The following is a 20,253-nucleotide window of genomic DNA, read 5'->3' as shown; positions in this document are numbered from 1 at the left end:
ATCAACGCTAATTATACAGCGTCGTTAGGCTGCGAAAATGTGCTAAAGACTGCAATGCAAACGTTGTGTAATAACGAAGAGACCGCTGGCGCGAAAGCGCAAGTGGCCGTGAATCAGGCACTTAGTTTCGGCGCGTTTTGGGTCCTGGTGCATTAAGCTGCGAAGGGCTCGCAGTGTTGCGCGCGAGAATGGTCGGGTTTGGGCCGAGCGGCGTGGAAGGGAGGTATCGGTGGTCGCGAAGGTCGGTGCTCGGGCCACTCAGGGCCCCGACGGCGAGCGGTGGCTCGGTCCATCACAGCGCGTCCGCCGGGCTGCGAACGCCGAGCGCGCCGCGGTTCAGGACGTGGGTGTAGATCATCGTCGTCCTCACATCCGTGTGGCCCAACAACTCCTGCACCGTGCGGATGTCGGCGCCGGATTCGAGCAGGTGGGTCGCGAACGAGTGGCGGAGGGAATGACAAGATGCGCGCTTCGGGATGCGGGCGGCGTCGACGGCGGCCTTGAAGGCACGCTGGATCGCGGTCGCGTGCACGTGGTGCCGGCGGCGCACGCGGTGGTCGTCGACGAAGGTTCGCGCGGCGGCGAAGACGAATTGCCAGCGCCAATCCGTGTCGGCGCCCGGAGTCTTGCGCAGTAGAGCGCTGGAGATGCCCGTCGTCCGCACGTCGGTACGCCGGTCCAAGGCGATTTCGCGTTGTCGCGCATCGAGGTGACGGCGAAGCGCGGGAATGCACGACTCGGCGAGGGGAGTCCGGCGATCCTTGCCTCCCTTTCCATCTCGAATGACGATCTCGCGGCGGTCGATGTCGACGTCCTTGACGCGAAGGGTGACGCATTCGGTGAGTCGCAGACCGCCGCCGTACATCAGCTGCGCGCAAAGACGGATTGGGTCCTTGAGGTGCTCGAGAATCGCGCGCACCTCGGCCTGACTCAGAATCACCGGCACGCGGCGCGATTGTTTCGCCGGCACGACGCCGTCGACTCGCAGGAGGCCCTGCTTCAACACGCGGTCGTACAAGAACTGGAGGGCCGCCAACGCTTGGTTCTGTGTCGCCGCGGAGACGCCGGCTTCGGTCGCGAGCGACGACAGAAAGTCGCGCACGTGCTCGGCGCCGAGGTCTTTGGGATGCCGCCGCCCATGATGCAGGATGAATCGACGGATCCACTGGACATAGGCGCTCGCGGTTCGCGTGCTGTACCGCCGCTCGCGCAAGACGCGCCGAACGATCTCCATCAGCCGGAGCGACTTCGTCGGATCGGGCGGGCCGTCCAGATGCGACGGCGGGACGAGTGGGAGCACGCTCCCAATCTCGTCCCGCGTCTCAAAACTTCGTCGTCATTTTCGCGCTCGCCGGATCGTGCGATTCCCGGCGAGCGCCGTGCGCAACGGCTACTTCGACACCGCCGCCAACCGCTTGATCTCCACCGACAACGACTTCACGCGCGCTTGATCCTTCGCGCCCGCGACATCGCCGTCCACCACCGTCGCGAGCTTGGTCAGCGACGCGCCGCGTGCGGCGCCGGTCTCCTTCTCCGCGTCGTCGAGCGCTTTCGCGATGGCCGTCGTGCGCGCGGCCGAGAGACCCTTGTCGCGCACGAGCTGGTCGAGATAGCTGCGCACGACGGGGAACGCCGCGGGCCAGACGATGTGCGGCTGGCTCTGCGGATTGTACTCCGTGAACCGCACCAGCTTTGCCGCCGCGAGCTCGTTAGCCGAGAGCTTGTCGCTCGGCACGAGCTCGAGGACGTCGAAGCCGCGCGCGAGCTCGGAGGAATAGATGTAGCCGTTCCAGTAGTAGGCGCCCCACGAGCCGCCGATCGTGTTGCGGAAACGATTGCCTCCCGCGCCACGGGCCGTTCCGCCGGCAGGCGTCGCGGCGTTCGAGGCATTCGCGACGTTGCCCGCCGGACTGCCCGCGGCGACGACCTTCATCGAATCTTCAGGCGTGTCGACGGGACCCCGATCGAAGTACGCGACCTCGAAGGGATGATCGGGATCGGTGAAATCGCTCACGTCGATGCCGCCCTGATACCAACCCTGCACCATCAGGTCGCGGCCCGGCACCGGAATGAGTCCGCCGTTGTGCGACACGCAGTTCTCCTTGTCGCTCTGCGCCGTCGGAATCTTGAAGTACGCGTGCTGCGTGTACTTCTTGTCCTTGCTGATCGTGAGGATCGCGTTGCCGCCCATTTCCATCATGCTCGTCTTCTGGCAGTTGGGCGACGTGCCGCCGCCCCACTCGTCGGTGAACACGACCTTCGAGGCGTCGTTGCTGAACACCGCCGTGTGCCAGAGCGAGAAGTTCGTGTCGGCCTGGGCGGCGATGCGCACGGGCTTTTCGGGATTCGAGATGTCGACGAGCAGGCCATAGCTCGCGCACGCGCCGGCGAGCAAATGCATCTCGGGGTACGCCGTCACGTCGTGACAATTCCAGGGACCGTTTGACGGATCCGGCCGATAGCCGAAAGCCGCTCTTGCTTGCGCTTGCGCATCGGCTGGCGCATTGCCACCACCCGCCGCCCCCCGCGTGCCGCGGCTGGCCTGGGCATCACGACGCGCGGTGCTCTGCGCCGCCTGACCGAGTCCGGTGAAAATGCGCGCGCCACCGACCACCGTGGCGTTCTCCGGATGCGCGAGCGGCACCTTGATGATGTCGAGGCGATAGAGCGAGTTCGTCGTGTCCGCCGGGTCGGTGCCGTTGTTGCACCCCGCGAGCTCCACCGACGGACGCGCCCCCTGACTTCCGCTCACGTAGAGGTAAACGATGCCCTTGTTCTTGGGATCGGGGACCAACGTATGCGTGTGCGATCCTTTGCACGTCTCGACGTTCTTGATCAGCTTCGGCGCCTTCGGATTCGACACGTCGTAGATGCGGACGCCCGACATGTGCGACGTGTGATCGGTCGAATCCTTGATCCCGCCCTTCGCGCAGTCCTTGCGATTTCCGCCGCTTTCGGCCGAGATGAAGAGCAGGTGACCCACGATCGTCGGGTCGCCCTGCGCCGTGACGCAGACGACCGTTGCGACCAACGTCGGCTTCGCCGGGTTCTTCACATCCCAGATCATGAAGCCCGAGAAGTTGCCCTGGTAGACGTAGTGGTCGCGGAACGCGATGTCCGAATTGATGAACGTGAGCCCCGACGTCGAGTCGAACTGCGGCGGCTTGGGCGAGAACGAGACGAGCTTCATCCCGCTCTGCGCGATGCCCGCGTCGAGCTTGCCGGGTTTGAGTCCGTTGCGCGGATCAGGCGCGGTCGGATACGTCTGCGCGATCAGCGCCGGCGCCCAAGACAGCACGAGAGCGGCGGCGAGCGTGAGCGTCCTGCGAGCGGTTCCCATCAGTCGAAGCTCCAGTAGGGAAGTGGTTCAGAAGTGCTTCAGTTGCTCTTCAGTTGCTCTTCAGTTGCTCGACATTTCGTCGAGCATGGCGTGCATCGTTCCTATCTCGGCGGTCTGCACCGTCTGGACGTCATTCGCAAACACTGAAACGTCCACATCCTGGCCGGCGAGCGGTGTCGCGAAGAGATCCGACACCATCTTGAGCGCGCCCTCGTGGTGCTGGATCATGAGCGTGAGAAACTCGCGGTCGAAGTCGACGCCCTTCGCCGCGTCGAGATCCTTGAGCTGCTGCGCGGAGAGCATGCCCGGCATCTGCATGTGGCGCCACGACGACGTGTCGGGAGCGGACTGGCCGTTGCGCACCAACCAATCCTGCATCAGCCGGATCTCGGCGATCTGCGACTGGTCGATCTTGGTCGCGAATTTGAGCACGCGCGGGTTGGCGCCGTGCGCCTTCGCCATGCGCGACATGTAGATCGCCTGCGCGTGGTGCGCGATCATGCCCTGCATGAAATGCACGTCGGCCGCGGTGAACACCGCGCCGGCGGGAATCGTCACCGGCGCGGCCATGTCGGCCATCGACTGCTGCACGACCGGCTTGTCGGCTGCTTTGCTCGTCGTGCACGCGAAGAGGCCCGGGAGCACGAGGCCTAAGGCGAATCTTTTGGACGTAAACATGGGTACGGTAGTCTGGGACCAACGGGATACGATACGGGCCGGACCGGCTGTCCGCCACGGCTTCCGCGCACCCGCAAACTTCAGCTATGCCGAATCCAGACGCACCCCGTTCCCCAGACACCCCGCGCCGCAGGCGCCTGTCGCCAGCCGCGATCGCGGCGCGCATCGGCCTGTACTTCGTCGCCGGGTGGGGCACCATCGCCGCGCTCGCCGTCGGACTGTTCCCGGGAGCTCTCTGGGTGACGCTCGCGCTCGCGGCCTACTGCATCGTGCCGTTCGTGCTGCTGATCCGGTGGCGAGGTTGGCCGTTTTATCCGAACGCAGCCTTCCGCCTGCTTGTGATCCGTCCGGTCCTCTACGGCAACCTGATGCTGCCGCTCGTCGCCGGCGCCGGGCTCATCGGCGCGCTCGGCGGAGCCGTCTTCGGTCACGCGCTGTTCGCGGGCCGCGCGTTCGCGCTCGTCGTCCTCGTGGCGCTGGCGATTCTTCTCTTTGCCGGGTACATCGGCTCGAAATGGCTCGTCGTGCGACACGTCGACGCCTTCGTGCCCGACCTACCGCCGAGCTTCGACGGTCTCAAGATCGGCCAACTGTCGGACCTGCACATCGGCCCGCACACGTCCCGTCGCTTCATCGATCGAGTCGTGCGCGCGACGCACGCGTTGTCGCCCGACCTCATCGCGATCACCGGCGACCTCATCGACGATCGCGCCGAAGACGTGGCGGTCTACGCCAAGCTGCTCGGCTCGCTCTCGGCGCCGTCGGGCGTGTTCATGATTCCCGGCAACCACGACGTGTACGCCGGCTGGGACGACGTCGAAGACGCGTTGCGACAAGCGAAGCTCGGCACGGTCCTCGTGAACGAAACGCACGTGGTGCGACGCGGACGCGAGACGATCGTGCTCGTCGGAACCGGCGACCCGGCCGGCGGCCGCCGAGGAACTTCACGCGCCGCGCCCGACATCGATCGCGCGCTCGCCGGAGTTTCCGAAGACGCGACCGTCGTCGCGTTCGCGCACAACCCGTCGCTCTGGCCGTCGCTCGCCAAACGCGGAGTCGCGCTCACGCTCAGCGGACACACGCACTGGGGACAGTTCGCGCTGCCCATGCTCGGCTGGAGTCTCGCGTCGCCGTTTCTCGCGCACGCGATGGGGGCGCACACGAGTGAGGACGGGGACGCGGTGCTCTACATCAGTCCGGGGACGGGGTACTGGGGGATTCCGTTTCGGATTGGGGCGCGGCCCGAGGTGACCTTGGTGACGTTACGGCGCGCGACGGCGGCGGCGGCCGCGGTGCATCGCGCGAGGTCGGTGCCGCGTGCGGTGCGACGGAGGCGGCAGACCAGCATCGAGGGTACCGCATCGAGGTAGTTCAGTTGACTGCGGAGCTGCCGTCTTACGCCTTCTTCTCGAGCGCGCGAGTCAGCAACGACTCCCATACCGCATCGACGGCCTCGATCGATTCCGTGGCGACCGCCGCGCCTTCGCGTCGGTTGGTCAGCCGCCGATGATTCCTCTCGTAATGCTCGCGATACCGCCCCGTCGCGGCTTCGCGCGAAAGATTCTTGGCGTACCATCCGGCCACCATCGTGATCGTCTCGACGGTCCATTGCGTCGCCGGCAGCGAACCGTCCTCGTATTTCAGCACCAGCTCCCATTCCGAGGATCGGAACTCCGCGGTGAGCGTCATCGGGTCGGTCACGTGTCAGTCCTCGCAGCAGGTGGGTTCAACGGTCCAATCAAGATCGGGGGAATTCCACTACTCGGCTAGTCCTGACACGAAACGCGTCAGCCCGTCAGCTCGGTCGTCATCTCGATCATCGTCTTGCGGAATCCGACACTCTCGAACAGGCGCTGGGCCGCGGCGTTTTGCGTGGCCGTGCTGAGCACGACTTGCCTGGAGCCGTGGCCTTTCAAGAACGCTAAAGCCGCCTCGACGAGTTGCCGGCCGACACCGTGCTTGCGATGCGCCGGATCGACGACGACGTCGTACAGCACGCCGGCGGGTCCGCGCAGCGACATGTAGTCGCGTCCTTCGACGCCGGCGTACGTGTAGCCGATGACCTCGCCCGCGTCGTCGGCGACCAGAACGCAAATCGACGGCTTGTCGAGTTGAGTCCCGAGGAACCACGAGTAGCCTCCCTCGGTCTCCGCCGTCGCCGAGATGAATCGCTTGGCGTCGAAGTCGTGGTGCGCGCGGACGAGGAGCGCGCCGAGCCGACCGAGTGCGGGAAGGTCGGCGGCGGTCGCCGGTCGGATCCTGACCACTACCGAGGGCGCGACATCGACCAGACGTCGTTGCGATAGATGAAGCGCACGACGAAGGCCGGAAAGTGCGTCTGCGTGATGGGACGTTTCACCATCTCACGACCTCGAGCGCGGCGGGGGTACGCTCGGAAGATACGCGCCCAGGAAGACTCGCAGCGAGGAGCCTTCAACCCCGGTCACTGCACGCCGGTGGTCGCGCTCGAGCGAACCGTCGCCTGCGGCAACTCGCCGGCGCCGGCTCCGCCAAGTGGAAGCGTGAAGTAGAAGCTCGCGCCGCCTTCGGCGTTGGACTCCGCCCAAATGCGTCCGCCGTGCGCGTCGACGATCGCGCGGCTGACCGACAGCCCCACACCGGTACCGTGTGGCTTGGTTGTATACGACAACGAAAACATTCGGCCGGTGTCGACGCGCGCGAGGCCGATGCCGTTGTCGCCGACCTCGACGCGGACGCCGTCCGTGCCCTCGGACGAACGAATCCAGAGTCGCGCCGCCGGTCGCGCGTTTGTCGCGTCGATCGCGTTGGCGATGAGATTGAGAAGCACCTGTTGGAGCTCGACGCGGTCGCCGCGGACCTCGGGCAAATGCGCGGCGAGACTCGTGGCGACGTGTACGCCGCTTTCCGTGAGCTGCCGCGACGCCAGCGTGCGCGACTCCTCGATCACCGCGTTGATGTCGAGCGGGGCGGTCCGCACGCGGTGATGCCGAAAGAGCTCGCGATTCCGTTGGGTGATCTCCGTGGCTCGTTGACCCGCTTCGATCACGCCGCGGAGACCGGCTCGCACGTCCTCGACACCCGGGCCGGTCTCCGGAAGCGAGGCCAAGGCGGCCTTGGCATTGAGGAGAATGGCGGTGATCGGCTGAAGAACTTCGTGCGCGAGGGCGGCCGCGAATTCGCCCATCGCCGTCAAGCGAGAGACGCGCTCGAGCTCCGTTTGCGTGAGGATCATCTGTTCGTGACTCTCCTTGAGCTCGCGCGCCAGCGTGGTGGCGCGCAGGAGGTCACCGCTCAATCCGATGCAGACGACGAGGAGAAATCCGAGCGGAACCACGCTGATGAAGTATGGGCTGTGGAGCTCTCTGGCGCCCATCACGAATTGCGTCGCACGGATCAACGCGATGAAGACCGCCGGACCAAGGATCGCGCCCATGAGCAACGCCTGCGTCCGCCGGCCCTTTCGCCATGCGGTGATGGATGCGTCCAACAAGAACGCGAGCAGCAGCACCACGCCCGCGTTGCCCAGGAGCATCAACGGGTTCGGCCGTCCAACCGGAACCGTGACGGATTCGCCTAGGACCGTCACACTCTGAATCGCCGTGATCTCCCGAAAATTCAAGTTGACCGGGACCGCGAAGTTCAACGCGAGAACGACGAGGCGCATGGCGACCGTCAACCACAGGAGCCAGTTTCGCCCGGCCTCGAGGTATGCGCGCGCGAAGAACATCGTCGAGATCAGGGCCCACGCGAGCGGCACGTGGAGCCAGCGCAGCATGACCGCGAATTGCGTGGGCGTCTCGGCGTGCATCAGGGCGACGTCGAATGCGACGACGGCCGCTGCCGAGACGGCACAGTTGGCCAGCAGCAGGTTCATCCATGCGTCGCGCGAGCGAAGCCAGACGAACAGATGAACAGCGGCGACCGTGAGGCAGGACGCCGCGATCATTGCGCAAAGAATGGTGATCCAGCTCATGTCGAGACTGCGTCGTCCCTATGGCTTCACCCCGGTGAAACGGCACGCGCATCGACCGCCGCCGCCCAATAGGCGGCGCAAACCAGAATTTCGCAACCACTTTGGCGTTCTTACACGCCTTTCCGATGAGCGGATTCACGTTCTCGTCGTCGTGCGCGGCTGGGCGGGGGGAAGCGTGAGATTCGCGTCGGCCCGGATCTCGGCCCACTCGATGTGTCCCTCACGAATCGCGTCGCGCACGAGTCGCTCGCGCGTCGTGAGCTTGGCGCCGCCGGTCTTGACCTCCACAAACACGATGCGCCGCAGCTCGCCGTCGTCCAATCCGTCGAACACGACGAAGTCCACGGGCCGGCCGAGGAACTGCGCGTCCTTCGGATTGAACCGAAATCCGGGCAGATACGGCACGAGCTGCTCATAGATCTGCCCGCGAACGACCGCCCGACTCTGCAACGCCCCTTCGGCGCGCTTGCGGCGCGCAAACCCCGGCGCGAGTACGGCGACGATCAGCAATGCGACGACCATTCCGATCGCGATCCCAACAAAGAGCGGGGTCATGGTGCGACGCGGCGCGTCATCATTGCCCGGAGAGGGGGAGAGCCTCAATCTAATGCTCGAGCCTCGTCGTACGCGTGTCGCCGCGTCCCCTCCCAGAGCAATGGCGAAACCCGATTCGTCCGCATCGCCAACCGTGCGGCTGGAATTTCCCGAGTGGATCGAGCCGATGGCGGCGACGCTCACGCAGGAGCGTTTCAGCGGCCCGGAGTGGACGTTCGAGCGAAAATACGACGGCATTCGCCTGATCGCGTTCAAGCAAGGCGACGTCGTTCGTCTGTATTCTCGCACGCGAAAAGAAAAGGCGCTGCCCGAAATCGCCGCCGCGGTCGCGGCGCTGCCGGTGCACGACGTCATCCTCGACGGCGAAGTCGAGTGGGATGGCCACACGGCCTATCATGTGTTCGACGTGATTTGGATCGACGGCAGCGACGTCACTCGCCTTCCGCTCACCGAACGCCGCCGCCTTCTCGCCGACCTGCCTCTCGTGTCCCCAATGCGACGAGTGCCCGAGCTCGCCGCCGCCGCGCCCTGGGAACGTGCGTGCGCCGAAGGATGGGAAGGCGTGATCGCCAAGCGACGCGATTCGCCCTACGAGCACAAGCGATCGAAGTACTGGCTCAAGATGAAGTGCGAACTGTCGCACGACTTCGTCGTCGGCGGCTTCACCGACGCCCAGGGCAAGCGCGTCGGACTCGGCGCCCTCCTCGTCGGCTATTTCGAGGGCGACGATTTCGTCTTCGCCGGCAAGGTGGGAACCGGACTCGACACAAAGCTCCTGACGGAGCTCAGAGCTCGCTTCGACGCGATGGAGCTGGAGAAGACGCCGTTCACCAAGGCGAAGGGTCTGCCGAGGGTGCGGGCACATTGGGTGCGGCCGGAAGTCGTCGTGCGCGTGGCGTTCATCGAGTGGACGGTGCACACCAAGCTTCGGCATTCGCGGCTTTTGAGCGTACGCACGGACGTGCGGCCGCGCGACGTCGTGCGGGAGCGATCGACCGGCGAATGAGCGACGTCGCGATCACGCATCCCGAGAAGGTGATGTTCCCGGACGACGGCATCACCAAGGGAGAGCTGGCGGCGTACTACGAGCTCGTCGCTCCGGCGATGCTGCTACATATAGTAGGGCGCCCCGTCACGCTCGAGCGTTTTCATCGCGGCATCGGCGACAAGGGCTTCTTTCAGAAGAACGTCGCGAAGGGCGCCCCTGGGTGGCTCGAGCGCATCGCCGTGCCGAAGTCCGACGGCATCGTCAACTATCCAGTCGTGCGAGACGCACGCGGCATCATGTGGCTCGCGAATCAGAACTGCATCACGCCGCACGTGTGGACGTCGCGGGTGCCGGACTTGTTCCATCCGGATCTGTGCTTGTTCGACCTGGATCCGCTCGAGGAGAACGCCGACGCGCTACGCTCGGCGGCGCTGCTCGTGCGAGATGCGCTCGCCGAGCTAGGCGTCACGAGCTGGGTCAAGACCTCGGGGTCGAAGGGATTCCACGTCGCATTCGCGCTCGACGAGAAATCCGACAGCGGAAGGGTCGCCCACTTCGCGCATTCACTGGGCCGCGAGCTCGTGCGCCGCGCGCCGGATCTCTTGACGCAGGAGTTCTACAAGGCCGACCGCGGCGGCAAGATTCTCATCGACACCGGCCGCAACGAATTCGGCGCGACGTACGCGGCCACGTACGCGCTGCGACCAAAACCCGGGGCGCCGGCGTCGGCGCCGTGTACGTGGGAAGAAGTCGAGAGCGGCGAGGCGGCGCCTCGAACGTTTACGCTGCGAACGATGGCCAAGCGTCTCGACGCGAAGGGCGACCTGTGGGCGAAGATCTTCGATGTGCGCCACGCGCTTCCGGCACCGCCGTGATCGACGCGACTAGTCCTTGGGTTTCGCGGGCTTGAGTCCGTCGCCGGTCAGCCGGCGATAGAACACGTAGACGAAGCCGCCGACGATGCCGATCGACGCATTGGCCGCGAATACGGCCAAACCCGCGAGCACTTCGTCGATACCGGAAGAGCCGATGCCGCGCAGCGAAAAGAAGAGCCTGATCAGGCTGTACGCCGAGCAGATCATCGCGCCGATCACCGGCGGTTGCGCCCATTCCGGCAAGCGGCGAACGCGATCCAGGATCGGCACCACGAGCGCCATCAACCCGGCGATGGGCGGGCGCGGCATCGCCGGAAATCGCTCGGCGATGTACGCGACTCGGGCCTTGCACGTGTCGCACGCGTCCATGTGCGCCTTCAACCGCGCTTGGCGTTCCTTCACGCGCGCGCTTCCGATCACTTCAGGTTCTTGCTCGAACGCGTGAATCCAACCGCAGCTCGGAAGGCCGCTGGCGGCGAGCGCGTCGCGTCGTTCGATCTGAGCGGCCGTCCACTGCAGCGTTGCGCCCACATAGCGCGGCACACTGACGCGTCCGTCCTCCCAGCCGGCGACGACGGCGGGAGTCATGCCGAAGCTCGCCGCCATTTCGTCCTGCGTCAGTCCAAGCGCCTCACGCGCCAGCCGCGCCTCTGCACCCGTCATTGTCGTGTGATGCCGTGAAGATGCGTCTAAGGTAGACCACGATTCGAATTCGCGCACCTCAGCCACCGAGGTTTCGGGGCGCGACACATCAGCCATGTCGCCATGGAAGCTTGACGACACGGTACTGCAACGATTTCGCGGAAACACCACGGATTGCGCGGATAAGTCTTTTGGGGAACTGCCTCAGGCTGCAGAGTGGTAGCCGCCCGATGTCGTCTAAAGCGTTTGTGCCTTCCGCGAAATCCGTGGTAGTCCGCGAAATCGTTTGCGATTCAGCAGGCGATTCCGTAGGCGCGGCGCAGACTTGCCACGCGCGCCGGATCCAACGTTCCGCGCAGATCACGGTCCCCGCACGCGTAGACGCGCACCGCGCCCGGGTGATCGCGTCGTTGCGCGCTGCCTCCGGGGACCATCGGGGCCATCATCTCAACGGCGTTGCCGGAAATCTTGTAAATGATCCAGCTCGGACTGCTGGGAATGTCGGCCGATCGAATGACGAGCTGCAAATCTGAAAAGGAGGTGTGAATACAGCCGACGACCGCTGTCGCCAAGAAGGCGATTCGCGCTCTCATTTGCGCCCGCGCTTTGGCGGCGTTTGGCCGGCGTCGACTCGCGAGTCTCGCTCCCAAAACGGAAACTCGATCTGATAGCAGATCGCGGCGAGATCCGCCGAGCGTTCCTCGAAGAACGCTCGCGCGTCGGCGATCCCCTGGTTGTAGATCGTCGGCCCATGCTCGGCGACGAAGTAGTCGAAGAGCAGGGCGGCCTTCAGGTCGCCGATGTCCTGGTCGAGCTCCTCGCGAAAGTATCTTCGGATCGAGGCGATCGCTTTCGCACGCGAGGCGGGAGGAACCTCGATCGGTGGCTTGTCGCGCATGGCCAAATGGTAATGCGGGCTGTGACCATGTGCGACGATTTCTACGCGACGTGGTCGCGCGCGTCAGCGGTGCTCGAAGCGCCAGACGCCGTTGGTGATCCGGCTCCGGTCGTCGTATCCGCCGGTGATCAAGACGTCGCCGTCGTGGAGCGGGGCGGCGGCGGCAAAGCGAAAAGCGGCGCTCAGCCCGCCGGTGACTTCGCGAACGCGTTGCGCGGTGGCGTCGAACAACTCGGCGGTGCGCGCGCCGGACGTGACGAGGACGCCGCCATCGGGAAGGACGACGGTCGTCCCGGCGATCTTGTATCGCTCGTTGGCCATCGTCGGACCGGTATCGAAGCGGTCCGTTCGAGGATTGTAAATCTCCGTCGTCGCGAAGTACGTGCGATCCGTCCGGTCGGCGCCACCGAGAACGAGGATGCGGCCGTCGTGCAGCTTCACCGCATCGTGCTTGTGGCGCGGAGTGCGCATCGATGCGGCCGGCGTGAACCGGCGGGTCGTGGGAGAAAAGATCTCGGCGCTCGAGTACACGACCATGTTTTCGCGCCGGCCGGCGTGACCGCCGACGATCAAGACCCGCCCGTCCTCGAGCAGAGCGGCGACGTGGCTCTCGCGCGGCACGGTCATGGATCCCACCGATTCAGAGCGCGCCGTCGCCGGATCGTACAGCTCAGCGCTCCGCAAGAATGTCCATCCGGTTCCAACGCCGCCGGTGAAGAGAATGCGGCCGTCCGGCAGCATCGTCGCGGTGTGTCCGCTCCGCGGTTCGGCGAGCGAACCCGCCGGTCGAAAACGCTTCGACGAGGGGTCGTACATCTCGAGCGACGCCAAGTAGTCGCCGTTGTAGCCACCGGCGACGAGCACGCGTCCATCCGGAAGCAACGTGGCCGAATGCCCATGACGAGCAGTCACGAGCGAGCCGACGTCGCGAGTCGAATTGTCGCGGGGATCTACGAGCTCGGCCGATGCAGCGGCGCCGCCTCCCTCGGTCATGCCTCCGACGATCAGGATATCACCCGAGAGAAGAGGCGTCGCGGTGTGCACCGCTCGCGCAGTGTGCAGCGTGGCGACCCGTCGGACGGATTGCTCTGTGATCGCCGGCGCCGGCCTCGTGGCCGCCGTCGGCGGTGAGGCGAGCGCGCAGAGTAAGGTGAGACGCGTCGAGAACATCGTTCGCTCGGGTGGGGTGTCCACCCAAGGAATGGCGCGTCGTCGCGCCGCTCGCCAGGGCTCTCCATCGACGGCGAAGGTCCATACATCTCGCTCTCGGCCCGCGGCCGGCAGGAACCGGTCTCGCGAGCGGACTCAGGTCTTCAAGAACTCTTCGCCGGCGAGAGTCAGCGCCCAGGACGTTGCGCCGACCGGATCGGGCCCCGGCGCGACCAAGCCACGGAACTGGAGGTTCAAGAGCGCCGTCTGCAATTCACCCCACACCGGAGCGGACGGGCCGAACGCATTCCACGACAGAACCGATGCTGGTATCGGATCGCCCGCACGTGCCCCTTGCTGACAAAACACGTGGAGCAACGCAGACTCGATCGACGAGAGCGGTTCCGGCATGATTAGCCGTTGGTTGAGCATCTACTCATCCAAGGAGCCTGTGGCCACGTTCGTCACTTGTCGAGACCCTGCGCGCAAAGAAACGCGACATTGGTCCACGGTCGGCAGGTCTAGCTGTCTTGACCATGGAGCTAGAAAACTGCCGGTACTGCAACGATTCCGCGGAGACACCACGGATTTCGCGGAAAAACAAAACAAAGAACTTTTTGGGAACGACCTCGGGGAGCCGAAGCGTGGCAACCCGAGGTCGTTCCCAAAGGTTCTTTGTTTTTTCCGCAAGATCCGTGTTGTTCCGCGAAATCGTTGCACTTCAAATCGTACAGGCCAGATGTGCAGTACCAAGCCTCTACGCGAAGACAGCAGTCGTCACGTCACCCCGGACCGGCGGGCTGACAGAGAGGGACGGAGCCGTTGAAGTTCTCGAACATGCCGGCCGGGTTGTTCTCCCAGAGCCAGATGTGAAACATCCAGCCGCCGAATCGATCTGTGGGCGTGAACTCGACGTCGGGAAGTCCGCTCGTCGACGGGAAGTCGTGCAGCGAGGGCGCCTTCACGAAACCAAGTTGCTTCGGGCCCGGCCACTTCGGGGTGAATGGCAGGAAGTATTCGACGGCCGCGAGCCTCGTCAGCGGGACCTCGTCTCGACGCGGCGCGTTCTTCGGCGCGTAGACGAGGAACTCCGGGTTGAGCAGATCGATCGTGTCGTCGAAGAGGTTGTCGAAACGCGTGTAGTGATACCCCATGCCGCCCAGCATCGGGTCGGAGATGCAGCCGTCTCCCTCCGTGGCGGGCGGCATGACGAAGACTTGGTACTTCCGATTGAGCGCCACGTCGATGTCGTGCAAGGGCGCGGTGAAGTTCCTGAGGTCGTTGAGCGTCTGAGCCTGCGAAGCTTGCGTCAGGTCGGAGAGCATCAGACCGCCGGGCATGTGGTCTGCGGTCGGCATCGGCGCGTCCGAGTTGCAGGCGGCCAGCGCGAAGGTGAATGCGAGCAACGGCACAGTTCGTTTCATGGTGGGCCTCAGCTGTCGTATGTGGAAGAGTCAGGTTCAGGTGAAGAAGACGGAACGCAGTCCCGAACCCGGACATTCCATTCGCGTGTGGAGGCAACGCGGGGCGCCGACGTCAGAGCCGGCGTGGCGGAAACGAGACGCAGGCAGGATACGCATCGCGAATCGTCCGAGTATCGTCTGGGCGCCGTGTCAAAATCGGGCCCAAAGTCGGCATTCGCGACACTGGGGTGCGATCGCACGCCGCTCCTAACCTTCGCCCGTCGGACGTCATCACCAACAACAGGAGACCAGCAATGACACCCGTGGCATCAGCGACCGGAACGCTCAAAGTCGGTTTGTTCGTCCGACTCGAAGCAAAACCCGGCAAGGAAGAAGAAGTGCTCGCGTTCTTGAGGCAGGGCCTACAAATGTCGTATCAGGAAACGACCACGCCGCTCTGGTTCGCGCTGCGACTCGGCCCGACGACGTTCGCGATCTTCGATTCGTTCACCGACGAGAGCGGACGGAAGGCGCATCTCAAGGGACCGATCGCCGACGCCTTGATGGCTCAAGCACCAACGCTGCTTTCCACGCCGCCCACGATCGAGTCGGTCGAGGTGATCGGCGTGAAGCTGCCTAGCTGACGGAAGGGCCACAGCCGCCCCTCTCCCCCACCTCGGTTCCCTTCGAGGGGCGGCGGCTGTAGATCGCAGATCGAACTCATGCGTGGCACTCGCGCGCTATTGCGTCGGAGACTCGGCGCCGGCGTCCGCGAGCTGAGGCGTGCGGAGCAAGCCGCGGCGCTGCTCGAGGTAGCGACGCGGGCCGGCGTCCGCGGTGAGCGAGATCGCGCGGTCGTACGCGAGGGCTGCTTCGTCGTTGCGGCCGGCCTCGGCCAGCAGATGCGCGCGGGTCGCCCATGCGGGTTGAAAGCGCTGGATCGCTTCGTCGTCGATCGCGTCGAGCGCGGCGAGGCCGGCGAGCGGACCCGTGGCACGTCCGTGCGCAGCCGCATGCGCGACGCGTGCGCCGAGCGTTGGCGCGAGGGCGACGAGCGCGGTGTGAAGCTCGAGCAGTGCGTTGGCGTCGACGACGCCGGATGTCGTGCGAGCGCAATGCACGGATTGGATCGCGGCCTCGAGCTGGAATCGGCCGATCGATCGATGCGTGCTTGCGCGTTGCAGATAGCGTTCGCCGAGTGTGATGAGGTCGGCGTCCCAGCGCGACGGATCTTGTTCGTCGAGCGGTATGAATCCGTCGTGCGACCCGCGGGCGTCGCGACGCGCCAGTGAGAGCGAGATCAGCGCGGCGAGGCCGAGGGCTTCGGGCTCACCCGGCAGCAGCTCGGCGAGCGTCGTCGCGAGGAAGTGCGCTTCGGCGGACAGCGAGTCACGCTCTGACGTTCCGGCGACGAGTGAGAAATCGATGGCGTACGCGCCGTAGATCGCCTCGAGGACCGGCGAGAGACGGTCCGGCATCTGCGCGCGGTCGGGGATCGCGAACGGGATGCGCGCGTCGCGGATGCGGCGTTTGGCGCGTACGAGACGCTGCGCCATCGTCGCCGCCGGAACGAGGAACGCTCGGCCGATGTCGTCGGCGTCGAAGCCGAGCACCGTTTGAAGCATCAGCGGCGTGCGGACGGCCGGATCGATCGCGGGGTGCGCGCAGACAAAAAGCAGCGCGAGGCGCCGGTCGGGGATTTCGGCGGGGTCGATCTCGTCGGCGATCGCGAGGACGTCGGAATGCACGACGTCCTCGAACGGATCGGTGAGCCGCTGTTCCGCCGAGCGACGAACGTCGTGGCGGCGGTTGCGCGCGACGGTGAGGATCCACGCCTCGGGGTTGTCGGGCACGCCGGAATTCGGCCAGGTGCTCAACGCCTGCGCGAACGCGCCGGCGAGGCAATCCTCGGCCGACTCGATGTCACCGTCCTTCGCGGCAAGTATCGCGAGCAGACGGCCGTACGAGGCGCGGGCCACTTCTTCGGCCCGCGCCGTCGCATGCTCAATGGTCATCGGGGCGGAGGGCGGGGGAGCGCTCGAGTCGAGCCTCAGTTCGCTTTCACCCACGCACCGTCGACGAAGCGCTTGGCCGAGGGACGAATCTCGACCGTTCCCCAATGCGCCGCCGGGCACTTTTCGGCCCACGCGAGCGCGGCGTCGAGATCCGGAACGTCGAGCGTGAAGATTCCGGCGAACGCTTCCTTGGTGTCGGCGAAGGGGCCGTCCTGCACCTGCAGCTTGCCCTGCTTGACCGACACGCTCGTGGAGCTGGCGACGGTCTGCAGGACTTCGGCGGAGCGAAGGACGCCCGCGTCCTCGAGCGCTTTGGCGTAGGCCTGGAAAGCGGCCATGCCTTGCTTCATCTGCTCTTCGGAGACGGTCGGGACCGCGGGTTGGGGATAGTGAATGAGAAGGGCGTAGCGCATTTGTCGGATGTCCGGTTGGAGTGGATGATGGAGCGTGACATCCGAATGACGGAAGAGGTTCGCCGGAATCGACAGGGCCGAGCGGACCGATTTATCGCCGATCGCCGCTCAGTTTCGAGGGCCCTCGTAGGTAGCGCTGCATGCACCACGCCCTGATTTCTTCGACCGCGACGTCGGCTCCCCAAACCGGCCATGCCGTCTCGACGAACGCGAGGATGACCGATTCGACCCTGGTGGACGTCAATCCCAAGCGCTTGAGCTCATCGACCGCCGCATGGACGGCGCTCTTCAACAACGACGCGCGCGTCGGCGCGGGGAGAATCGCGATTTCCGGCGCGACATCGGTCAAGGCGGCGTAGAGCGCCTCGACCGCGGGGCGGGCGGTGGTTTGGTTTTGGACGGCCATCGGGTGAGGGAGAGTCCCGATTATCGCAGCAAACATCGAGCCCGGCAGATTTCTTCGGGCTCTCCGGAACCTCCGCTACCAGGTGCTAACGCGTGCCGCGATCGATTTTGGGGACCACGGCGACGGCTTCGACTTCGATCAGTAGCTCGGGGCGAACGAGCCTCTTGACGACGACGAAGGTGCTCGTGGGTGGCGTCGAAGTGTTTACGTAACTGTCGCGGATCTGGCGCACGGACGAAAAGTGAGTCGAGAGATCGACCGTGTCGGCGCAGTAATAATTCAGCTTGACGACGTCGTTAAAGGTTGCGCGGGCGGCCGAGAGCGCGACCTTGAGGTTCTCGAAAACCTGGCGCAGTTGAGCCGCGAAGTCGTTCTGACCGGCGAGCTTGCCTGACGCGTCCAACCCGACCTGACCGGAGATGAATACGATCGTTCCTCCAGTCACCTCGGCGACGTGGGAGTAGCCGTTCGGCGTGTGGATTTGGCCGGGATTGTGGAGCTTGGGGATCGCTGTTTCGCTCATGCGCTGCCGAACATAGACTGCCGTTCGGTCGTGCAGGATCGAGGCCAATGCGAACGGCGAGCTACGCGGTTCGCCGTTCGTGGACCTCGTAGTGAGCCGACCGCGCGTCGAAGTGGCTCAAGACCGCGCGCGCGGCCCGCGGCACGACGGCGACTTCATAGTCGGCGCCGGCGAACGTGCGAACAGCGTCCAGCGACTCGAACCACATGATCGTGACGAATTCCGTTTCGGTCTCGTGCTCGCGGCGGAGCAGGTCGATCTCGAGAAATCCGGGGATCTTTCGACCTTGAATGCCGGCGAAGATCTCCGAGCGCAGGAGGGTCTCGTACTTGTCGGCGTTGGCTGGCGTCGTCCAACCGTGCCAGATGCGGCAGATCATTTGATGGGTTCGACGAATGGGGATTACTGGAACTTACCGCGTCCACGATTCGAGCCCGGCGGAACGCCGCGAACGATGTAGGGCTGGCCGCGGCGAAGGTTCTAAGTCGAATCGGCGAGAGCGACCGCGAAGACCAGCAAGCGGCCGGCTGTCCCATTCGCACAGGTCGCACGACGTCGGTGTGAGATCCCAGCGGAAACCCGAATCGCTGTCGTGATAGATGACGAGCGTCGGCAACTCGCAGCATTCGCAGCGGCGGCGCCGCTCGAATGGGCCAACCTCGAGGAGGCCGACGGTCATTCGTCCCGCGGCAACGCGGCGATCACTTCGGCGGCGGACGACGGTCGGTCTGCCGCGCGTTTCTCCAGTAGCCGCATGACGAGCGACTCGAGCGGCGGCGGCACATCGCGCCGGTGCTTCGACAGGGCGCGCGGGCGAGCGGCCAGGTGCGCGGTCATCATCGCCTGCCGCGACGACGCGGTGAACGGAGGCGATCCGGTCAACAGTTCGTATGCGATCACGCCGACCGCGTAGAGATCCGTCCGATGGTCGGCCGTCTTGTCACCGGCCGATTGCTCCGGAGACATGTAGGCCGGCGTTCCGAGCGTCATTCCGGTCGCGGTCCGCAAGTCGTCGTTGGCCGATGCACCGACGGTCGCGGTCAGGATTGCTTTCGCGACGCCGAAATCAGCGATCATGGCGCGCCCGTCTGCGAGCAGCACGTTGTCCGGCTTGAGATCGCGATGCACGACACCGCGTGCGTGCGCGAAATCCAACGCCTCGGCGATGTCGCGAAGAATCGAGACCGCGCGCGGAACCCCCAGGCGGCCGTCGCGGCGAAGGAGCATGCCTAACGACTCGCCGGCCACGAGTGGCATCGTGTACCAGAGACGGCCGACGCACTCACCCGAGTCCAACAGGCGCAGAATGCGCGCGTGCTCGAGCTGCGCGGCGAGCGCGATCTCTCGACGAAACCGCGCCGCGACTCCAGCACTCGACGCCGCGCGTTGAACTTTCAGCGCCACGAGGCGGCCTTCGCGTTTGTCTCGCGCCCGATAGACCGTCGCCATTCCTCCGGCGCCGAGCTCGCCGTCGATCTCGTATCGATCGGCGATAGCCGACTCGAATCTCGCCCGTTCATGACGATCGTCCCACAAGCTCGCGAAGCGCACCGCCGCGGGCTGATCGAGGTAACTCTGATCGCTCTCGGCTTGCTCGCACGCCTTCGTCAGTCGCTCGATCTCCTCGCGAAGCGAGCGATCGTCTTCGCACGCTCGGGCGAGGTACTCGTCGCGCTCAGACAGCGGGAGTGCCAGCGTCGCGTCGAGAATCGGCTCGATCACCGACCACCGCTCGGACGATGGAAGTCCGCCGCTCGAGATCGAGCCGATCATGGCGCCAGCGCGGCGGCGAGCAGCGCGCGTGCCTTCACCCAGTCGCGCTGCACCGTGCGCACTGTGACGCCCAACTCGGTGGCGGCCTCCGACTCGGACAATCCCGCGAAAAACCGCAGTTCCACGAGCCGCGCGAGTCGGGGCGAGGTTTCCGCCAACCGAGTGCACGCGGCGTCGATGGCGAGAAGCGTTTCAGGCTCGTCGTCGGCGGCGATGGCTTGATCATCGAATGAGACGCGTACGAGTCCGCCGCCGTGGCGTTCCGCGGCGCGGGCGCGCGCTCGGTCCACGAGAATGTGCCGCATCGCGACCGACGCGACCGCGCGAAAATGGGCCTCGTCTCGCCACGTGCCGGGCGAGCCGGCTGCCAGCTTGAGATACGCCTCATGCACGAGTGCGGTCGTGTTCAACGTCCCGTCGCTCTGCCCCGCCCGGCCCCGGAGGTGCCGGTGAGCGACGGCGCGAAGCTCCTGATAGGCGAGCTCCGTCAGCACATCGAGCGACTTGGCCGCATCAGCCGCAGTCACGATGTCGTGTCCCGGACCGTTTTCTCGTGTTCCTGACCAGGAGTTGCCGAAGGCATGGGCCAGAGAACGTGCGTCATCGACGCGCGAACGGCAACGGGGATCGAGCCCATTCT

The 20,253-nt window shown here is 65.4% G+C and carries 24 protein-coding genes; 5 read left to right on the top strand and 19 right to left on the bottom strand.

The genetic code is table 11. The features are described from left to right. Positions 1-292 precede the first annotated feature (292 nt). The 3 genes from VGQ44_18155 to VGQ44_18145 form a co-directional block, all read right to left on the bottom strand. Entirely contained in the window at positions 293-1,234 is a 942-nt protein-coding gene (locus tag VGQ44_18155; GenBank protein ID HEV8448763.1) for an integron integrase, read from the bottom strand. Between the two features lie 156 nt (positions 1,235-1,390). Next, a complete protein-coding gene (locus VGQ44_18150) occupies positions 1,391-3,340 on the bottom strand; it encodes a hypothetical protein (protein HEV8448762.1) in 1,950 nt (649 codons plus the stop codon). 60 nt (positions 3,341-3,400) lie between these two features. Then, a complete protein-coding gene (locus tag VGQ44_18145) occupies positions 3,401-3,985 on the bottom strand; it encodes a DUF305 domain-containing protein (protein HEV8448761.1) in 585 nt (194 codons plus the stop codon). A gap of 119 nt (positions 3,986-4,104) precedes the next feature. Here VGQ44_18145 and VGQ44_18140 point away from each other — a divergent pair, with 119 nt between their 5' ends. Further along, on the top strand, positions 4,105-5,388 hold the full coding sequence (locus tag VGQ44_18140) for a metallophosphoesterase (protein HEV8448760.1): 1,284 nt from the start codon (positions 4,105-4,107) through the stop codon (positions 5,386-5,388). Positions 5,389-5,413: 25 nt separating this feature from the next. On the opposite strand, the gene VGQ44_18135 is transcribed toward VGQ44_18140, so the two are convergent. The 4 genes from VGQ44_18135 to VGQ44_18120 form a co-directional block, all read right to left on the bottom strand. Beyond that, the gene (locus VGQ44_18135) at positions 5,414-5,719 is read right to left on the bottom strand and encodes a hypothetical protein (protein HEV8448759.1); all 306 of its coding nucleotides are present in this window, start codon (positions 5,717-5,719) and stop codon (positions 5,414-5,416) included. An 86-nt stretch (positions 5,720-5,805) separates the two neighbouring features. Next, complete coding sequence (locus tag VGQ44_18130) at positions 5,806-6,285, bottom strand: GNAT family N-acetyltransferase (protein HEV8448758.1); 480 nt, start codon at positions 6,283-6,285, stop codon at positions 5,806-5,808. A gap of 176 nt (positions 6,286-6,461) precedes the next feature. Then, complete coding sequence (locus VGQ44_18125) at positions 6,462-7,946, bottom strand: HAMP domain-containing sensor histidine kinase (GenBank protein HEV8448757.1); 1,485 nt, start codon at positions 7,944-7,946, stop codon at positions 6,462-6,464. Positions 7,947-8,108: 162 nt separating this feature from the next. After that, positions 8,109-8,528: a Holliday junction resolvase-like protein gene (locus VGQ44_18120; protein ID HEV8448756.1), complete on the bottom strand. Its 420-nt coding sequence runs from the start codon at positions 8,526-8,528 to the stop codon at positions 8,109-8,111. Positions 8,529-8,628: 100 nt separating this feature from the next. Between VGQ44_18120 and VGQ44_18115 the strand changes: the two genes are divergently transcribed. Beyond that, a complete protein-coding gene (locus tag VGQ44_18115) occupies positions 8,629-9,534 on the top strand; it encodes a hypothetical protein (protein ID HEV8448755.1) in 906 nt (301 codons plus the stop codon). Continuing rightward, the gene (gene ligD, locus VGQ44_18110; GenBank protein ID HEV8448754.1) at positions 9,531-10,391 is read left to right on the top strand and encodes a non-homologous end-joining DNA ligase; all 861 of its coding nucleotides are present in this window, start codon (positions 9,531-9,533) and stop codon (positions 10,389-10,391) included. Before VGQ44_18115 ends, ligD begins: the two co-directional genes overlap by 4 nt. Before the next feature lie 9 nt (positions 10,392-10,400). Here the strand turns inward: ligD and VGQ44_18105 are convergent, their stop codons facing one another. From VGQ44_18105 to VGQ44_18080, 6 genes are all read right to left on the bottom strand, one after another. Next, positions 10,401-11,054, bottom strand: a complete 654-nt coding sequence (locus tag VGQ44_18105; GenBank protein HEV8448753.1) for a helix-turn-helix domain-containing protein — start codon at positions 11,052-11,054, stop codon at positions 10,401-10,403. A 272-nt stretch (positions 11,055-11,326) separates the two neighbouring features. Beyond that, complete coding sequence (locus VGQ44_18100) at positions 11,327-11,626, bottom strand: hypothetical protein (GenBank protein HEV8448752.1); 300 nt, start codon at positions 11,624-11,626, stop codon at positions 11,327-11,329. Then, positions 11,623-11,931: a DUF2164 domain-containing protein gene (locus tag VGQ44_18095; protein HEV8448751.1), complete on the bottom strand. Its 309-nt coding sequence runs from the start codon at positions 11,929-11,931 to the stop codon at positions 11,623-11,625. The genes VGQ44_18100 and VGQ44_18095 overlap by 4 nt, the downstream gene beginning before the upstream one ends. A gap of 63 nt (positions 11,932-11,994) precedes the next feature. Continuing rightward, complete coding sequence (locus VGQ44_18090; GenBank protein HEV8448750.1) at positions 11,995-13,101, bottom strand: kelch repeat-containing protein; 1,107 nt, start codon at positions 13,099-13,101, stop codon at positions 11,995-11,997. A 135-nt stretch (positions 13,102-13,236) separates the two neighbouring features. Next, complete coding sequence (locus tag VGQ44_18085) at positions 13,237-13,491, bottom strand: hypothetical protein (GenBank protein HEV8448749.1); 255 nt, start codon at positions 13,489-13,491, stop codon at positions 13,237-13,239. A 371-nt stretch (positions 13,492-13,862) separates the two neighbouring features. Continuing rightward, entirely contained in the window at positions 13,863-14,504 is a 642-nt protein-coding gene (locus VGQ44_18080; GenBank protein ID HEV8448748.1) for a hypothetical protein, read from the bottom strand. A 293-nt stretch (positions 14,505-14,797) separates the two neighbouring features. Between VGQ44_18080 and VGQ44_18075 the strand changes: the two genes are divergently transcribed. Continuing rightward, on the top strand, positions 14,798-15,127 hold the full coding sequence (locus VGQ44_18075; GenBank protein ID HEV8448747.1) for an antibiotic biosynthesis monooxygenase: 330 nt from the start codon (positions 14,798-14,800) through the stop codon (positions 15,125-15,127). 96 nt (positions 15,128-15,223) lie between these two features. Here the strand turns inward: VGQ44_18075 and VGQ44_18070 are convergent, their stop codons facing one another. Both VGQ44_18070 and VGQ44_18065 read right to left on the bottom strand, forming a co-directional pair. Further along, complete coding sequence (locus tag VGQ44_18070; GenBank protein ID HEV8448746.1) at positions 15,224-16,498, bottom strand: DUF6596 domain-containing protein; 1,275 nt, start codon at positions 16,496-16,498, stop codon at positions 15,224-15,226. 35 nt (positions 16,499-16,533) lie between these two features. After that, positions 16,534-16,911 carry a YciI family protein gene (locus tag VGQ44_18065; protein ID HEV8448745.1) on the bottom strand — a complete coding sequence of 126 codons (378 nt, stop codon included), beginning with the start codon at positions 16,909-16,911 and terminating at the stop codon, positions 16,534-16,536. A gap of 140 nt (positions 16,912-17,051) precedes the next feature. On the opposite strand from VGQ44_18065, the gene VGQ44_18060 reads away from it, so the two are divergent. Continuing rightward, positions 17,052-17,270, top strand: a complete 219-nt coding sequence (locus VGQ44_18060) for a hypothetical protein (protein ID HEV8448744.1) — start codon at positions 17,052-17,054, stop codon at positions 17,268-17,270. 132 nt (positions 17,271-17,402) lie between these two features. Here the strand turns inward: VGQ44_18060 and VGQ44_18055 are convergent, their stop codons facing one another. From VGQ44_18055 to VGQ44_18040, 4 genes are all read right to left on the bottom strand, one after another. Further along, positions 17,403-17,840 (bottom strand): RidA family protein, encoded by a 438-nt coding sequence (locus VGQ44_18055; GenBank protein HEV8448743.1) that lies wholly within the window; start codon positions 17,838-17,840, stop codon positions 17,403-17,405. A 61-nt stretch (positions 17,841-17,901) separates the two neighbouring features. Next, positions 17,902-18,219, bottom strand: a complete 318-nt coding sequence (locus tag VGQ44_18050; GenBank protein HEV8448742.1) for a hypothetical protein — start codon at positions 18,217-18,219, stop codon at positions 17,902-17,904. Between the two features lie 296 nt (positions 18,220-18,515). Next, positions 18,516-19,613, bottom strand: coding sequence for a serine/threonine-protein kinase (locus VGQ44_18045; protein HEV8448741.1), 1,098 nt, complete (start codon positions 19,611-19,613; stop codon positions 18,516-18,518). Continuing rightward, positions 19,610-20,140, bottom strand: a complete 531-nt coding sequence (locus tag VGQ44_18040; protein ID HEV8448740.1) for an ECF-type sigma factor — start codon at positions 20,138-20,140, stop codon at positions 19,610-19,612. Before VGQ44_18040 ends, VGQ44_18045 begins: the two co-directional genes overlap by 4 nt. Between the last annotated feature and the right edge of the window lie 113 nt (positions 20,141-20,253).

This window comes from Gemmatimonadaceae bacterium, assembly GCA_036003045.1.
In the GTDB taxonomy this organism is placed as follows: Bacteria; Gemmatimonadota; Gemmatimonadetes; order Gemmatimonadales; family Gemmatimonadaceae; genus JAQBQB01.
Note: the sequence above shows the minus strand (reverse complement) of the source record. Positions and strands in the feature narration are given on the sequence as shown.

Coding starts and splice junctions, on each gene's coding strand:
- VGQ44_18150 (HEV8448762.1), bottom strand. CDS start 3,340: ATGGGAACCGCTCGCAGGACGCTCACGCTCGCCGCCGCTCTCGTGCTG.
- VGQ44_18055 (HEV8448743.1), bottom strand. CDS start 17,840: ATGAGCGAAACAGCGATCCCCAAGCTCCACAATCCCGGCCAAATCCAC.
- VGQ44_18115 (HEV8448755.1), top strand. CDS start 8,629: ATGGCGAAACCCGATTCGTCCGCATCGCCAACCGTGCGGCTGGAATTT.
- VGQ44_18105 (HEV8448753.1), bottom strand. CDS start 11,054: ATGACGGGTGCAGAGGCGCGGCTGGCGCGTGAGGCGCTTGGACTGACG.
- VGQ44_18060 (HEV8448744.1), top strand. CDS start 17,052: ATGCACCACGCCCTGATTTCTTCGACCGCGACGTCGGCTCCCCAAACC.
- VGQ44_18140 (HEV8448760.1), top strand. CDS start 4,105: ATGCCGAATCCAGACGCACCCCGTTCCCCAGACACCCCGCGCCGCAGG.
- VGQ44_18065 (HEV8448745.1), bottom strand. CDS start 16,911: ATGCGCTACGCCCTTCTCATTCACTATCCCCAACCCGCGGTCCCGACC.
- ligD (HEV8448754.1), top strand. CDS start 9,531: ATGAGCGACGTCGCGATCACGCATCCCGAGAAGGTGATGTTCCCGGAC.
- VGQ44_18075 (HEV8448747.1), top strand. CDS start 14,798: ATGACACCCGTGGCATCAGCGACCGGAACGCTCAAAGTCGGTTTGTTC.
- VGQ44_18090 (HEV8448750.1), bottom strand. CDS start 13,101: ATGTTCTCGACGCGTCTCACCTTACTCTGCGCGCTCGCCTCACCGCCG.
- VGQ44_18085 (HEV8448749.1), bottom strand. CDS start 13,491: ATGCCGGAACCGCTCTCGTCGATCGAGTCTGCGTTGCTCCACGTGTTT.
- VGQ44_18100 (HEV8448752.1), bottom strand. CDS start 11,626: ATGAGAGCGCGAATCGCCTTCTTGGCGACAGCGGTCGTCGGCTGTATT.
- VGQ44_18120 (HEV8448756.1), bottom strand. CDS start 8,528: ATGACCCCGCTCTTTGTTGGGATCGCGATCGGAATGGTCGTCGCATTG.
- VGQ44_18080 (HEV8448748.1), bottom strand. CDS start 14,504: ATGAAACGAACTGTGCCGTTGCTCGCATTCACCTTCGCGCTGGCCGCC.
- VGQ44_18155 (HEV8448763.1), bottom strand. CDS start 1,234: ATGGAGATCGTTCGGCGCGTCTTGCGCGAGCGGCGGTACAGCACGCGA.
- VGQ44_18045 (HEV8448741.1), bottom strand. CDS start 19,613: ATGATCGGCTCGATCTCGAGCGGCGGACTTCCATCGTCCGAGCGGTGG.
- VGQ44_18095 (HEV8448751.1), bottom strand. CDS start 11,931: ATGCGCGACAAGCCACCGATCGAGGTTCCTCCCGCCTCGCGTGCGAAA.
- VGQ44_18050 (HEV8448742.1), bottom strand. CDS start 18,219: ATGATCTGCCGCATCTGGCACGGTTGGACGACGCCAGCCAACGCCGAC.
- VGQ44_18070 (HEV8448746.1), bottom strand. CDS start 16,498: ATGACCATTGAGCATGCGACGGCGCGGGCCGAAGAAGTGGCCCGCGCC.
- VGQ44_18125 (HEV8448757.1), bottom strand. CDS start 7,946: ATGATCGCGGCGTCCTGCCTCACGGTCGCCGCTGTTCATCTGTTCGTC.